Origin of the sequence: Agromyces sp. Leaf222, assembly GCF_001421565.1 — a bacterium.
Classification (GTDB): Bacteria; Actinomycetota; Actinomycetes; order Actinomycetales; family Microbacteriaceae; genus Agromyces.
The window spans coordinates 1092909-1106918 of the sequence record NZ_LMKQ01000001.1 but is presented as its reverse complement, the minus strand read 5'-3'; the positions used below and the strand labels follow the sequence as shown (position 1 = coordinate 1106918).

At 71.3% G+C, this 14010-nt stretch carries 17 protein-coding genes; 7 read left to right on the top strand and 10 right to left on the bottom strand.

Annotated elements, in window-relative coordinates; all coding sequences use genetic code 11:
• Window positions 1-147: 147 nt before the first annotated feature.
• The 4 genes from ASE68_RS04855 to ASE68_RS04840 are packed head-to-tail and all read right to left on the bottom strand — an operon-like array spanning window position 148 to window position 4032.
• On the bottom strand, window positions 148-1152 hold the full coding sequence (locus tag ASE68_RS04855) for a family 43 glycosylhydrolase (RefSeq protein WP_157421548.1): 1005 nt from the start codon (window positions 1150-1152) through the stop codon (window positions 148-150).
• 8 nt (window positions 1153-1160) lie between these two features.
• Window positions 1161-2261, bottom strand: a complete 1101-nt coding sequence (locus ASE68_RS04850) for a Gfo/Idh/MocA family protein (RefSeq protein ID WP_055855672.1) — start codon at window positions 2259-2261, stop codon at window positions 1161-1163.
• On the bottom strand, window positions 2258-3058 hold the full coding sequence (locus ASE68_RS04845) for a cupin domain-containing protein (RefSeq protein ID WP_055855669.1): 801 nt from the start codon (window positions 3056-3058) through the stop codon (window positions 2258-2260). Before ASE68_RS04845 ends, ASE68_RS04850 begins: the two co-directional genes overlap by 4 nt.
• Window positions 3055-4032, bottom strand: coding sequence for a PmoA family protein (locus ASE68_RS04840; RefSeq protein ID WP_082462014.1), 978 nt, complete (start codon window positions 4030-4032; stop codon window positions 3055-3057). Before ASE68_RS04840 ends, ASE68_RS04845 begins: the two co-directional genes overlap by 4 nt.
• A gap of 348 nt (window positions 4033-4380) precedes the next feature.
• Between ASE68_RS04840 and ASE68_RS04835 the strand changes: the two genes are divergently transcribed.
• Window positions 4381-6282, top strand: coding sequence for a CocE/NonD family hydrolase (locus ASE68_RS04835; RefSeq protein WP_162238248.1), 1902 nt, complete (start codon window positions 4381-4383; stop codon window positions 6280-6282).
• 223 nt (window positions 6283-6505) lie between these two features.
• Here ASE68_RS04835 and ASE68_RS04830 read toward each other — a convergent pair whose 3' ends face one another.
• The gene (locus ASE68_RS04830) at window positions 6506-6772 is read right to left on the bottom strand and encodes a hypothetical protein (protein ID WP_055855657.1); all 267 of its coding nucleotides are present in this window, start codon (window positions 6770-6772) and stop codon (window positions 6506-6508) included.
• An 86-nt stretch (window positions 6773-6858) separates the two neighbouring features.
• Between ASE68_RS04830 and ASE68_RS04825 the strand changes: the two genes are divergently transcribed.
• Window positions 6859-7149 (top strand): hypothetical protein, encoded by a 291-nt coding sequence (locus tag ASE68_RS04825; RefSeq protein ID WP_055855655.1) that lies wholly within the window; start codon window positions 6859-6861, stop codon window positions 7147-7149.
• Between the two features lie 21 nt (window positions 7150-7170).
• Here ASE68_RS04825 and ASE68_RS04820 read toward each other — a convergent pair whose 3' ends face one another.
• Entirely contained in the window at window positions 7171-7767 is a 597-nt protein-coding gene (locus ASE68_RS04820; RefSeq protein ID WP_055855652.1) for a DUF1992 domain-containing protein, read from the bottom strand.
• Between the two features lie 136 nt (window positions 7768-7903).
• Between ASE68_RS04820 and ASE68_RS04815 the strand changes: the two genes are divergently transcribed.
• From ASE68_RS04815 to ASE68_RS04805, 3 genes are all read left to right on the top strand, one after another.
• The gene (locus ASE68_RS04815; protein ID WP_055860727.1) at window positions 7904-8590 is read left to right on the top strand and encodes a HEAT repeat domain-containing protein; all 687 of its coding nucleotides are present in this window, start codon (window positions 7904-7906) and stop codon (window positions 8588-8590) included.
• Window positions 8591-8594: 4 nt separating this feature from the next.
• Entirely contained in the window at window positions 8595-9587 is a 993-nt protein-coding gene (locus ASE68_RS04810; protein WP_055855650.1) for a MerR family transcriptional regulator, read from the top strand.
• Between the two features lie 103 nt (window positions 9588-9690).
• Entirely contained in the window at window positions 9691-10236 is a 546-nt protein-coding gene (locus tag ASE68_RS04805) for a GNAT family N-acetyltransferase (RefSeq protein ID WP_200921670.1), read from the top strand.
• On the opposite strand, the gene ASE68_RS04800 is transcribed toward ASE68_RS04805, so the two are convergent.
• Window positions 10218-10823, bottom strand: a complete 606-nt coding sequence (locus ASE68_RS04800; protein ID WP_055855647.1) for a dihydrofolate reductase family protein — start codon at window positions 10821-10823, stop codon at window positions 10218-10220. The genes ASE68_RS04805 and ASE68_RS04800 overlap by 19 nt on opposite strands.
• Window positions 10824-10896: 73 nt before the next feature.
• Here ASE68_RS04800 and ASE68_RS04795 point away from each other — a divergent pair, with 73 nt between their 5' ends.
• A complete protein-coding gene (locus ASE68_RS04795; protein ID WP_055855645.1) occupies window positions 10897-11454 on the top strand; it encodes a putative immunity protein in 558 nt (185 codons plus the stop codon).
• Window positions 11455-11476: 22 nt separating this feature from the next.
• Here the strand turns inward: ASE68_RS04795 and ASE68_RS04790 are convergent, their stop codons facing one another.
• The 3 genes from ASE68_RS04790 to ASE68_RS04780 form a co-directional block, all read right to left on the bottom strand.
• Complete coding sequence (locus ASE68_RS04790) at window positions 11477-11935, bottom strand: SRPBCC family protein (RefSeq protein ID WP_055855642.1); 459 nt, start codon at window positions 11933-11935, stop codon at window positions 11477-11479.
• Between the two features lie 20 nt (window positions 11936-11955).
• Window positions 11956-12501, bottom strand: a complete 546-nt coding sequence (locus tag ASE68_RS04785) for a pyridoxamine 5'-phosphate oxidase family protein (protein WP_055855638.1) — start codon at window positions 12499-12501, stop codon at window positions 11956-11958.
• Window positions 12502-12589: 88 nt separating this feature from the next.
• Entirely contained in the window at window positions 12590-13405 is an 816-nt protein-coding gene (locus tag ASE68_RS04780; protein ID WP_055855635.1) for a hypothetical protein, read from the bottom strand.
• A gap of 90 nt (window positions 13406-13495) precedes the next feature.
• Between ASE68_RS04780 and soxR the strand changes: the two genes are divergently transcribed.
• On the top strand, window positions 13496-13972 hold the full coding sequence (gene soxR / locus ASE68_RS04775) for a redox-sensitive transcriptional activator SoxR (protein WP_055855632.1): 477 nt from the start codon (window positions 13496-13498) through the stop codon (window positions 13970-13972).
• Window positions 13973-14010 lie beyond the last annotated feature (38 nt).

Sequence of the window (14010 nt, the reverse complement as noted above, 5' to 3'; positions counted from 1 at the left end):
AACCGAGCGATGGCGGGCGGTCAACTGAAATCGCAAAATCGTTTCAATCCGTGATCATCATCGGATGCCGCGACCACTGCCTCTCCGCGGGAATCCCAGGTCAACGCAGGATCCGAGCCGTCGGGCCGGTTCGTGATCGGGTCTCGCTCAGGCCTCGGGCAGGGCCGAGACCGGCGTGTCGCGGTCGCACACCAGCCTGCCATGCTCGACGCGGAGCTCCGCCGCGAAGACCGCACTCGCGCGCGCGGCGGGCGCGTCGCTCGAGCCGAGCTCACCGCCGTCCCAGTGCGGATGCGTGAAGTAGTAGAGCACTCCCCGGCCGCCGTCGACCACCACGTCGCCGTGACGGCCGAAGGTGCCGTCGCCCGCCCGCCGTCCGGGCTCGCCGAGGATCACGTCGTCCGGGCCGCCCTGGCGGGTCCAGGCGCGGGCATCGGGCGACCGATGCACGCCCATGCCGCGCCACTCGTCGACGAGCATCCACCACCATCCGCCGAGCTCGAAGACGTTCGCCCCCTCGTGCGGGCGTCCGCCGATCGCGCGGCCCTCGACGGCCCACGAGCCCAGGTCGTCGCTCACGGCAGCCCAGGTCGTCGAATCGTCGGCCTCGTCCTTGTACCAGAGCCGCCATCGGCCGTCCGGGCTCTGCGCCACGCAGGCGTCGATCACGCGATCCGAGCTCAGTTGCACCTCCCCAACTCGGCGCCAGCGCTCGAGGTCGTCGCTCACGAACTCGACGATGCGGCGCGGGTGGTCCCAGTCGGCGAACACGCCGTCGATGACCGTGAGGTACATGCGGTACCGCTCGCCGTCGTCGATCACCTCCGGCGCCCAGTGCGTCTCACGGGGGCGGTCGCGATCGACGGATGCCGCGGCATCCGCCTCGAGGCCCTCGACCGCGCCCGCGTACCGCCAGTCGAGCCCGTCGGCCGATCTGGCGATGCCGATGCGGCTGCCGTGCACCCAGGCGACGCCCGGCTCGTCGACCGTCGCGCGGCGCTGCGTGTAGAACATCCACCACTCCCCCGTGCCGCGGTGGCGGATCACGGTCGGGTCGGTCGCGCCGTCGTGCACGGGATCGTGGAAGATCGCGTCGTCGAGCGCGTCACCGTCGGCGTCGGATGCCGCGGGCCGGCGCTCGGCGTGGGCCATCGAGCTCGTCACGCCCGGCGCAGGTCGGCCACGGGGCTCTCGAGGCTCCGGCGGTGCGCGGCATCCGCTCGCAGGGTCTCGGGGGTCACGACCTGCCCGATCGCGGACGACGAGTAGATCGCCGTGACGATCTCGAACGAGCGGGCGACCTCGGTCGCGGTCGGCGGCAGCGGCTCGCCCGACCGCAGCGCGGCGTAGATGTCGCGCACGAGCGGATCGTGGCCGCTGCCCTCCTCGACCTCGGGCAGCGCCCAAGCGGCCTGCACCTCGGCCGGGACATCCGGCGCCGGCGTGATGCGCCAGTGCTCGTGCGCGTGCCCGTAGAGGTGGTCGACGGTGATCGTCGCGAGTTCGGTGTCGATGCGGATCGAGCTCGTCTGCCGCGGCGAGAGCGCACTCGTGACGACGGATGCCACGACGCCGCCCGCGAACGTCACGACCGCCGTCGAGACGTCCTCCATCTGGGTCTCGCGGTCGAGCCGCCAGAGCTGTCCGTGCACGCTGGTCCAGTCGCCGAGCAGCCACGCGAGCAGGTCGATCTGGTGGATGCCGAGGCCGAGCGTCGGCCCGCCGCCCTCGGTGGCCCACTTGCCGCGCCAGGGCACCGCGAAGTACGCCGGGTCGCGGTACCAGAGGGTGTTGCACATCGCCACGAGCGGGCGTCCGAGCGCCCCGGAGTGCAGCAGGTCGCGCACGTGCGCCGGCGCCGTGCCAGTGCGCTGCTGGAACACGACCGCGAGGCGACGGTCGCTGCGAGCTGCGGCATCCGTCATCGCGTCGAGCTCGTCGAGGCTGAGGGCCGCCGGCTTCTCGCAGACGACGTGCAGGCCCGCGTCGAGCGCCGCGATCGCCTGCTCGGCGTGCACGCCCGGCGGGGTCAGCACGTGCAGCACGTCGATGCCGCCGCGCTCGAGCAGCTCGGCGAGCGAGTCGTCGACGCGAGGGATGTTCCAGCGGTCGGCGAAGCGCCGGGCGTGCTCGGGGTCACGGTCGGTCACCGCCACGAGCTCGGCGTCGGGCGTCGCAGCGAGCGCGGCGGCATGCGCGTCGGCGATCGCGCCCGTGCCGACGAGGGCGGCGCGGAGGGGGGCGGAGGCGGTCTCGGTCATCGGGGTCCTTCCGAGTGGCGGGGGTCGCGGGCGGGGTCGAGTCGGTCGCGGCCGGCGGGGTCGGGGCCGGCGAGGTCGTAGCGGTCGAGCACCCCGCACATGCCGAGGCTCGCGGGCTCGGGGCGTACCGCGGTCACGCGCGCCGCGGCGAGCCCCGGATCGCGTCCGGACTCCAGCGCGTCGAGGCGCACCCCGGTCGCGTTCGCCTCGGCGAGCGCGCCGTGCTGCCAGAGGGTGCGCCAGTCCGACGCCTTCGCCGCGACCAGTGCGAGGGCCCGCGAGTACAGGCGATCGAGCCGCTCATGGTTCAGGTGGGCGTCGTCGGGCACGCCGTCGTCGAAGAGGTCGAGGAATCCGCGCACGGCGAGGTCTCGGCGAGCGGCGGCTGCGGCCCGTCGCTCGGCGGTCGGCCGGTCGGCACCCGGCAGCGACGCCGCGGCGAGGTACGCCTTGGCATCGGCGAGCACGTCGTCGGGAAAGGTCATCACCGCGTCGCCGGCCTCCGGCAGCCCGGCGTTCGCCATGATCACCCGCACGTCGAGGCCGCCCCGGTTCACCGCCCGGTGGATGACGCCAGGCTCGAACCAGACGAGCGCACCCGGCCCGAGCGTGTGCTCGGCGAACCCCGACGCGTCGACGGTCTGCAGCGTGCCCGCCCCGGCGACGACGAGGTACGCCTCGCTCGACACGGTGTGCAGGTGCGGGGTGCCGCCGGCGAGGCCGTCGGGCGCGGCATCGGAGTAGGCCTCGAGCCGGCTGATCGAGGTCGCACCGGGGAATCGCGGTTCGCGGCTCATGCGTCGACCTCCCCGCCGAGCGATGCGCCGAGCAGTCCGTCGAGCGCCCCGTCGAGCCCCGCCGCGCCGGCCGTCGCGAGCCGCTCGGCCCGCTCCGGGTCGCTCGCGCCGTCGGCGATCACGACGCCGTACCGCAGCGCGAGCACCTGACCCGGCTCGACGACGTGCTCCTCGCTGAAGAACGGCGCCGGGCAGAGGCAGGCGAACTCCTCGGCGCGGGCGAACCACTGCGGCGGGTGCTGCACGTTCGCCGCGTGGTCGACCATGACGACGGTCGACGCCGTGCCGGTGCCGTCGTGGCGCCCGCTGAAGCCCATCCAGGGCGAGCGGATGCCGCGCAGCTCGTCGCCGCCCGCCACGCCCGGCGCCAGCACGGTGCCGTTCGTGAACGAACGAGGGCCGCGCCAGAACAGGCCGCCGTAGCCGGCGTTCTCACGGCCGCGGGTCGTGGGCGAGCCGATCGGCATCGGGCGATCGCCCACGTTGCGCAACCGGGTGGCGAACGCGAGCAGCCAGGCGTCGTCGGCGAGCGTCGTCGCGGCGATCGTGCGCTCCTCCTCGAAGACGTGCCCCCCGGCCTCGGTGACCCAGTCGAGGCGCTCGGTTCGACGAGCGGATGCCGCGACATCCGCTCGGCTCGGTTCGGTACCGGATGCCGCGTCGAACCCGAGGTGCCGCTGCTCGCCGTTGTTCGGCAGCTGCACGTAGCCCTCGCCGCGCACGAAGGTCGGGCCGCCCCAGAAGTTCTCGTCGCCGACGACGGGCAGCGACCAGGCGATGCCCTTGTGCCACACGTGGTCGTGCGGGCGGAAGAGCGACACGACCTCGCCGCCGAGCGTGCGGATCGGGCTGAAGTACGGACGCGGCGACTCGAGGCGCACGTCGGTCGGCCGGAACACGTACTCGGCGAGCACCGCCTCGCCACCGCGGATCAGCAGGCGGTCGTCGGCCTCGTCGATGCGGATGTCGAGCATCGGTCTCCTTCGGTCGTCGTCGATCCGGGGTCTGGTGCGCGCTCCATTTGGGAAAGCGTTGTCCAAGCGTACCGGCCCGGCCGGCATCCGCCATCCCCTCGAACGATTGTCGACCAATCTCGGCCTGGATTGTTGATCAATCCTGGCCAGCCCCATAGGTTGCTGAGTAGCCGCGAGACCCCGGAATCGACCGGGCGCGGCCGGGATTTCGGTGCGCCCTTCAGCTTCATTCGGGACTGAAGGGCGCTGGTGTCCGACGTCCGAGGAAGTTCATACGGAATGCCCATCACCCTTTGGGACAGCGCTGTTCGCGACAGCACCGCGTCGTCCTCGAACGGAAGGACCGGAATGAAATACAGAACCCTCGCCATTGCGAGCTCGTTGGCCATCGCAGCGCCACTGGCACTCGTCACGGCGGGCGCGGCCAGCGCGGCGCCGACCGACAACCCACCGGTCACGCTGGTTGACGGCACCACCGCCCCGATCTACGACTACGCCGGAGCCATTCGCGAGACGGTCTGGGTCGCCGCCCCCGACCTCGACGGCGACGGCGTCGACGAGCGGATCGCGACCGACATCATCCGACCGGGCGAACTCGACGGCAACGCTCAGGTGCCGATCATCATGGATGCCAGCCCCTACTACCTGAGCTCCGGACGCGGCAACGAGGCGGAGCGCAAGCAGTACGACGCCGAGGGCAACCTGGTCACGTTCCCGCTCTACTACGACAACTACTTCGTGCCCCGCGGGTACGCCTACGTCGCCGTCGACATGGCCGGCACCGCCCGGTCCACGGGATGCACCGACGAGGGCGGCCGCTCGGACATCGAGTCCGTCAAGGCCGTCGTCGAATGGCTCGACGGCAACGGGGTCGCCTACGACGCCGACGGCGCGGTCGTCGATGCGGACTGGAGCAACGGCAAGACCGGCATGATCGGCAAGTCCTACGACGGGACCCTGGCCAACGGGGTCGCCGCCACCGGCGTCGACGGCCTGAAGACGATCGTGCCGATCAGCGCGATCAGCTCGTGGTACGACTACAACCGCTGGCAGGGTGCGGTGAAGTCCAACAACTACCCGAGCAGCCTGTCCCGGTCGGTCGCCGCCAACCGCACCATCGCGACCGACTGCTCCGCGCGTCTGAACTTCATGAACGCCAACGACGGTGACGAGACGGGCGCCTACACGGACTTCTGGGCCGAGCGCGACTACCGGGACGGCACCTTCTACGACGTGTCCAAGGTCAAGGCCAGCGTCTTCGTCGTGCACGGACTGCAGGACACCAACGTCAAGACGATGAACGCCTCGAAGTGGTGGGCCGATCTCGGCGAGCAGGGCGTCGACCGGAAGATGTGGCTCACTCGCCTCGGACACGTCGACCCGTTCGACTCCGAGCGCGCCCTGTGGGTCGACACGCTCCACCGCTGGTTCGATCACGAGCTCATGGACATCGACAACGGCATCGACCGCGAGCCCGCGGTGAGCGTCGAGACTGCGCCGAACCGGTGGGAGCAGTCACCGACCTGGCCGATCTCATCGGCCCGCACCCAGACGCTGAACCTGCACTCCGACGGCACGATGATGCTCGGCAAGAAGGACCGCTCGACGGCCAGCTACGTCAACTCGGCATCGCTCAGCGAGGCGAACGCCGTCAGGATCGGCGCGAACCCCAACCGGCTGCAGTTCCTCACCGGCACCACCAAGCACGAGATCCGGATCTCGGGCACGCCGACCCTCGATCTCGACGTCGCGCACACGGCACCCGTCGGGCAGGTGTCGGTCATGCTGGTCGACTACGGGGCGATGGATCGCATCAGCACCGCGGGTGACGGCGCGGAAACGCTGAGCACGGAGTCCTGCTGGGGTCCGGCGACCGCCACCGATGACGCCTGCTACAACGAGGTGGGCAAGCGCATCTCGAGCACCGAACTGCAGGTGCTGGCCCGCGGATGGGCGCGCCTCGACGGGGCGGGCGACCACGAGGTCAGCGTCGAACTGGCTGCGAACGACGTCATCGTGCCGGCAGGGCACCAGCTCGGCGTCGTGATCAGCGGCAGCCGCAACGGCGTGCTGGCCGTCGACACCGCGGCGACGACCTACACGGTCGACCTGAGCGGTTCGAGGCTGAACCTGCCGGTCTCGGGTCCGATGGCCGGATTCGGCCCTGGTCACGTGAAGCCGAAGAACACCGAGAACCTGCGTCAGGGCACCCTGCCCGACCTCGATGCGACGGTGTGGCCCGGCAACTGACCGCATTCCGGGAGGTACCGCACGCGCGGTGACCACCCGGCTCGCGAGCCCGGCGGTGTATGGAGACTCCGTATGCCGCCGGGCTCGTCTGGGTTCCGGCCACACCGACAACCCGCGCGGTTCATCGGGCTCGCCGGTGAGAACCCCGCGTCGATCAGGCCGGCCTGGCAAGTTCGCCCGCGACGAGGCCTGCTGTCGAGAAGCGGACCCGCGGGACCCCGCCTCAGGTCCGCCGACCGCGGGCGAGCGCGAAGCCGACCACGCCGGCCAGCGCCGCGAACCCGAGCGCGGCGAGCATCGCCCCGACGACCGCGGGCGTCGTGAGCAGCACGGCGCCGCCCGGCATGAACGCCGATCCGGCCAGCGGCTGGTAGGCGAACCAGCCGAACGAATCGACCGGCTGCACCACGCGAGCGACGAGGATGAGCACCGCACCGACGACGACGAGCGCCGCCGAGGCGACCAGCACGAACAGCAGGGAGCGCGGCATCCGATTCACCGTCGCAGCGTAGCCCGATCGGGCGACATGGCGCGCGCGGCTTTCAGCGAACGACCGGGGATCGGTATGGTGACCGGATGCCACGGACGCGCCTGCTCGCCCTCACGACACTCATCCTGTCGGGGGCGATCATCGTCACCGGTGCCGTGATCGTGAGCATCTCGAGCCAGGCGCCCGTCTCGTTCGGATTCGTCGGAGGCGTGTCGGTGTTCGACACGTTGTTCAGTCCGGGCGGATACGCCTTCGTGGCGCCGCTCGAGCTGGTGGGCGCCCTGGTGATCGTGCTCGGTCTCGTCGGGACGGCCGGCTGCGCCGGGTTCATGCTCGGTCGGCGGGCCCCGCAGCGACCGGGCACGGAACCCGTCTGAGCAGCTCGCGAAGAGCGGTCGTCAGCCGCGTCGCCGCCACCACTTCCGAGTTCGCGATGCTGCTTGCTCCTGTTCGCGCTGCGCGCGCTCCTCGGCCACCTTGCGCTGTCGGGCGTCACGGCGCTCGCGCCACGCCCGAACCTCGATGCCGGCATCGCGAGTCGGAGTCACGACGGGCGGTCCGCCGAGCAACTGTCGGCGTGCCTCGACCACGCGGCGGTTGAAGTCCTCGACGGCCTCACGCACCTCGGATTCGCGGTGCATCCGATCGAGGGTGGCGTCGAGCTGGGCGTTCTCGACCCGCAGGGTGAGCGCGGGTGGACCCAGCCCGGTCAACTGCTCGCGCTCGATCTTGCGGCGGATCCACCAGTCGGGGTCGTGCTGGCCGGTCAGCCCTTCGAGCGGCTTGCCCGCGCCCGGGAGGTCGTCGAACTCACCGCGTCGGATCGCCTGCTGGATCGCGTTCTCCACGAACGCCGATCGCTCGGCCTCCGTCGACTGACGAGGCGGGTCCGGCGCCTCGTCGACGCCGGGCTCCTCGCCACGGGCGATCGCCTCATCGCGGGCGAGCCGATCGAGCCGGTACTGCGACGCGGCGCGCTGAGGATCCTCGCTCATCGTCGACCTCCTCGCGGCGTGGGACTCCGTCTTCCACGATACGACGCCGCGGAGGGCGGCCCGTGAAGCCGGAAAACGTCTCGACTTGACCTTGACATCATGACAAGGTCTTGACTGGGTGCAGGAGGTGGTCGAGATGACCCGAACATCGATGGGCGAGCCGGCGATGCGATTGCGAGACGCACTGCGCACGCCCGCGGCATCCACTCGGCTGCAAGCGGCGCTCACGGCCGGCAGCACGCCCACCCCCGAGTACGTCGAGGTGCTGGTCGAGCGGTGCGCGATCGAGCCGGACTTCTTCGTGCGCGACATGTTGACGTGGGCGCTCATTCGACACGACTCGTCGGCCGTGATCGAACGGCTGCTGCCCGAACTCGACTCCGAGGTCCCGCAGGCCCGGGCTCAGGCCCTCCACACGCTCTCGAAGATCGGAGACCCCGACATCTGGACCGCCGTCACGCCCGCCCTCCTGCAGGACGACGACGAGGAGGTCGCTCGCGCCGCCTGGCGCACGTCGGCGGGCCTGGTTCCCGGCGGCCGCGACGCGGAGGGCCTTGCCGAGACGCTGTCGACCCAGTTCGACCGTGGAGGTCGCGACCTCCAGCTGAGCCTCAGTCGCGCGTTCGTCGCGCTCGGAGACGGGGCGGTCGCCGTCGTCGAGCGAGCGAAGTCGGCACCCGACGCGGGCGTGCGCACGCACGCGGCGGCGACCGAACGGCTGATGCAGGACCCTTACCTGGGGTTCGACGCCGCGATCGCCGAAGCCCGCCGCATCGTCGCCCTTCGCGAGGCGCCGGTCGTGGAGCCGGTCATGGAGCCGTGAGCGGATGCTGATCGGCGAGCTCTCCGAGCGGTCCGGCATCAGTGCCCGCATGCTGCGTCACTACGACCGCATCGGGCTCGTCTCCCCGACCGGTCGCACGCAGGGCGGCTATCGCGACTACTCCGAGGAGGACGCTCGCCGGCTCTTCCACGTCGAGGGGCTCCGCTCGCTCGGTCTCAGCCTCCGCGAGATCGCGGAGGTGCTCGAGGACCTCGCGTTCGATCCGGCGCCCATGATCGAGCAGATGATCGTGAGCACCCGCACCCGCATCGCGCAGGAGCAGGAACTGCTGGATCGCCTCGAACAGGTGCGCGGCCGTGATCCCGCGGCGTGGTCTGAGGTGCTGGGCACCATCGGGCTGATGCGAGCGCTCGACGCCGACGATCCGTCCGCGCGCCAGCGCCTCGCCCTCGCACTCGACCGCGAAGCGGAGACGGATGTCGCCGCGCTCGTCGATGCGGTGCTGCGAGAGACCGACCCGAATGTCGCGGGTGCGCTCACCTGGGCCATCGCGCGACGCGACGAGGACGCGATCCCGGCGCTCGTGCGGGCGTTGGATGCGCCCGGGGCCGACCGGCGTCGACGAGCGGTCGAGGTGCTGGAGAAGCTCGGCTCCCCGCGAGCGCATGCCGCACTGGGGGATGCCGTCGCGAACGCCGACCCGTTCGTCGGCAGCCGGGCCGCGCTCGCCCGTGGCGCACTCGGTGACGCCGCCGCCGTGCCGGCCCTGATCGCGCTCATCGTCGACGGGCGTTACGACGTCGACGCCGCGGAGACGCTCGGCGTGCTCGCGGCAGACGGCGGCCGCGCTCACCAGATCGTCGACGCGATCGTCCGCGAGATCGCGCGCACTCCGGTCGCCGCTCGGAGGCGGCTGGCAGCGGCGCTGGCGGAGATTCCGGGCGACGACGCAGTGGCCGCCCTCACGACGATCGCCGACGACCCCGACCGTGGGGTTGCGCTCGCCGCGTCATCCGTTCTCCGCATGCGCCGCTGAGGAGCCGCGCAGGCACCGGGTCGTCGGAGCCCCGGCCAGAAACGTTCAGGCCGTCGCTCGATCCCATCCGACCGGCGGCACCGGGTGTCGCTAAGGTTCGGCCATGGACTCCCCGGTCACGGACTCCCCGATCGCGGTGCGGCCCGCCCGCGTCGGTGATGTGCCTGCCATGGCCAGGGTGCTGGTGCGCTCATGGCAGGAGACCTACCGCGGCCTCATGCCCGATTCGGTGCTCGACGATCCCGGGCTGGTCGGCGTGCGCGAGCGGTTCTGGAAGGCGGCGCTCGTCGACGAGCGCTACCGTGCGAATCGGGTGGCCGTGGCCGAGCGCGACGACGCGATCGTCGGCGTCGCGATGGCGGGGCCGCCCGAGGTGCCGGAGCCCGCATGGGAGCTTCACCTGTACGTGCTGTACGTGCTCGCGGCCGCCCACGGATCCGGTGCGGGTGCGGCCCTGCTCGACGCGGTCATCGGCTCCGACCAGCCGGCGGCGCTGTGGGTCGCCGACCCCAATCCTCGGGCGCAGGCGTTCTATGCGAAGCACGGGTTCGTCGCCGACGGCACGGTGCAGGTGGATCGCGGGGTGCGGGAGATCCGCATGGTGCGCGGCTCCCGCCGCCCTGCTGCGCCTCAGCCCACCCGGCGGTAGCGGATGTGCGTGGCCAGCGGCGACTGCAGGACCTCGACCGGCTCCAGTCCGAAGGACTCGACGCCGTCGAAGATCCGCTCGCCCGCTCCGAGCAGCACGGGCGCGATGTCGAGGGTGAGCTCGTCGATGACCCCGGCGACGAGTGCCTGCCGAACGGTGGATGCACCGCCGGCGATGTCCACGCCGCCGTCGCCGGCCGTCTCGAGCGCCAGGGCGTAGGCGGCGTCGAAGCCGTCGGTGACGAAGTGGAAGGTCGTGCCGCCCTCCATCTCGATCGGCTCGTGGGCATGGTGGGTGAGCACGAACACGGGTGCGTGATACGGCGGTTCGGCGCCCCACCATCCGCGCCAGTCGCCGTCCCACTCACCGCGGATCGGACCGAACATGTTGCGGCCCATCACGTAGGCGCCGCGCGGGCGCATCAGCCAGCTCGCGGCGATCGCATCGGCCTCGTTGGCGCGCTCGTCGCCGATGTGCCAGCGATGGAGCTCGATGCCGCGCGTGCCGAGCCCCTGCTCGAGGCTCTGGTCGGGCCCGGCGACGTAGCCGTCGAGCGAGATGGACATGTGGCAGGTGGTGTCGGACATCCGCGATCCCTTCGAACTGCGATCGTCAGCAGTGCTCGCAATCTACCCGAGGGCGGTATGGCAGGCTGCTGGCATGCCGTCTGCGCAGTCCCTGAGCGAAGCCGATCGCCGCCTGGTCGCGAGCTGGGCGGCGGACTGCGCCGAGCGGGTCCTCGCGCTGTTCGAGGCCGAAGCCCCCGACGACGATCGGCCACGCAATGCGATCGCCCGCGCCCGTGCGTTCGCTCGCGGAGAGCTCGACGCCGCCGACGAGATCCGACGTCGCTTCGTCGCCGGTCGAGCCGCGCATGCCGCGAGCTCGCCCGCGGCCGTGGCGGCAGCGCGCGCCGCGGCGCAGGCCGCCGGTGTCGCCCACATGGGCGCGCACGCGCTCGGTGCCGCGGCGTACGCCGCGAAGGCGGTCGGGCTGGCCCAGCCGCATCGACCCGAGGCCGTCCGCGACGAGATCACCTGGCAGCTCGAGCGCATGAGCGAACCGATGCGATCGGCGTTGCGGCAGTTGCCACCGCTCGGCGAGGACCCCTCGGGTCCCCTCGGCTCCGGACTTCTGGCCACCGGCATCCTCGGGTCGACGATCCGCGAGCTCCAGGCTTCGATCGGCGCCGCGTCGCAGCCGGCCGCCGATCAGTAGGCCGGTGGACGGCAGCGACCGTTCACGCGCTCGATCGCGGGCCGAGCGAGTCCACCACGTGCCGATTCCGCTGCTCGATCAGCCATCGCAGGTACGGAACGAGTACGACGCGCTCGGCGAGGCGTCCGAAGACCGGCGAGGCGATCGTCAGCGTGTCGACCATCACGCTCCCTCGGCCGTCGGCGGCGAAGGCGTGCTCGTGATGGAACGAGCGGAACGGCCCCCGCACCTGCTCGTCGACGAATCGCCGCGGTCGGTCGAGGCTCGTGATGCGCGAGGTCATGGTGAACCAGATGCCGAAGTGCCGCGCCCGCCACGTCACCGTCTCGTCGAGCCCGATCGATCCGCTCGTCACGCCGCCGATCGCCCGCTCACCGGAGCGTTCCATCGACGCCACGTGCGCGTCGATGCTGAGGCAGGCGTCGAACAGGAGCTCCACGGGAGAGTCGGCGCGGGTGACGATGCTGAAGCTGCTGACCACCCGTCGATCCTCGCAGGATCTCAGGTGATGAGTCCCGGCAGGCCGTCGATGCTCATCGAGTTCTTCTCGACGCGGTACTCCGCCATGCCGTCGACGCCCTTCTTCTCCGCCTGGAGCCGCAGGAGGTCGCGCTCGCCGGTCATCTCCATGACGGGCACGCCCCACCCGCAGGAGTCGCTGATGCGGGTCACGTCGACGATGATGACAGCTCGGGTGCTCTGATGCTCGGGGTGGAGCGCCACGACCTCGTCGAAGGCGGGGTCTCCGAGCAGCGCGACCGAGCCCGTGCCGTGCAGGCGCACGATGCGCGGGCGACTGTCGAAGGAGTTGAACATCAGGCACACGCGCCCGTTCTCCCGGATGTGGGAGATCGTCTCGACGCCGCTGCCCGTGTAGTCGACCCACGCGACGCGGTGCTCGTCGAGCACCGAGAACGTGTCGTGCCCGCGCGGCGACAGGTTGACGTGACCCTCGGCGCTGAGCGGCGCGGTCGCGACGAACCACATCGGCTGGGCCTCGATCCAGGACCTGAGTTTCTCGTCGATTGAGTCGAATCGCTTGCCCATCCCCACAGGCTAGGGCGAGCCGACCCGAGCCCGTGGCCGCTCACCCGGTCGCCGAGCGCCAACCTTCGGAAGGTTCTCGCCGACCAGGTCATTCAGGGATCTCGTCGCGGAGCCAGCCGAGGTAGCGCAGCAGTGAGCGCTCGGTGATCTCGTGCGCCTGCGCGGGCACCTGCCCGAACGCGCCGTAGAGGCGATCGAACTCCAGCGCCAGGACGGTGTCCATGATGCGCCGCACCGCCCGTTCCGGCAGCGGGATGTTGTTCACGAAGCTGCGCATGACGTTGACCGAGGCGCGGTCGGCGCCGATCGCGATCGTGTCTCCGGTCAGGAGCGCGCCCCGGCCCTCGGCTCCGTCGGGCCAGTGCACGACGCTGCTGCCCGCGAAGTGGCCGCCGCACTCGAGCATCACCAGCCCGGGCAGGAGGTCGACGCGCTCGTGCCAGAGCCGGATGACGGGATCCGGCCGCCTGATCCAGGCTTCGTCCTTCGCGGCGACGTAGACCGACGCCCGGTCGAACGCATGGCTCCACTGGATGGACGACCCGGTCAGGTGCGGATGGCTCGACGCGATCGCGGCGACGCCGCCGAGACGACGCACCGCGTCGACCCCGGCGTCGTCGATGAATCCCGGGGGTTCGAAGAGCAGGTTGCCGGCCTCGGTCTGCACGAGCAGTCCGCGCTGCCCGATGCCGATCTCGGGTTCGGTCGTGACGGCGTGCAGGCCCGGCTCGATCTCGGACGTGGTGACGCGGTGCCCCTGGTCGGCCAGTTGCTCGCGCGTCGTCCACCGCTGTCCGGTCGCGGGAACGTATTGGCGGTCATCCGAGCAGATGGCGCAGGATGCCGGTGGCTCGACGGTGTCGGAGTGCTCGATCGCGCACGTGGCGCAGGTCCAGATCGTCATGGGAAGGCCCTTCGTTTCGGTGATGGCACGGGTCAGCCTGCATGCTCAAGTGGACTTGAGGTCAAGCCCACGGGCACCGAGAATGAACCCGTGCCCCCCATCGCTCCGAACGAGTTGCTCTCCATCGGCGAGACGGCCTCGCGCTCCGGGCTCACGGTGCCGACGCTCCGGTACTACGAGGACCGGGGCCTCGTCGCCGCGGTGCGCGACCCGGGTGGGCGGCGCCGATTCCCGCGTCACACCCTGCGGCGTCTCGCGGTCATCGCCGCCGGGCAGCGCGTGGGTCTCTCGCTGGAGCAGATCCGCCTCGCCATGGCGCAGCTGCCGACCCACCGCGCTCCCAACCAGCGCGAGTGGCGCGCGATGAGCGTCGAGTGGGCGAAGCTGCTCGCGGTCCGCGTGCGCGAACTGCAGGCGCTGCAGACCGACCTCGACGGCTGCATCGGCTGCGGCTGCCTCTCGCTCGGCCGCTGCGTGCTGTTCAATCCCGACGACGAGGCACGAGCCGAGGGCCCGGGCAGCAGGTGGCTGCGGCACGCGGTCGAGGAGGGCGCTGCACCGGAGTGAGCAGGCGGTCGGTGCTCGCGCGTCGAGACCTCGGCCGG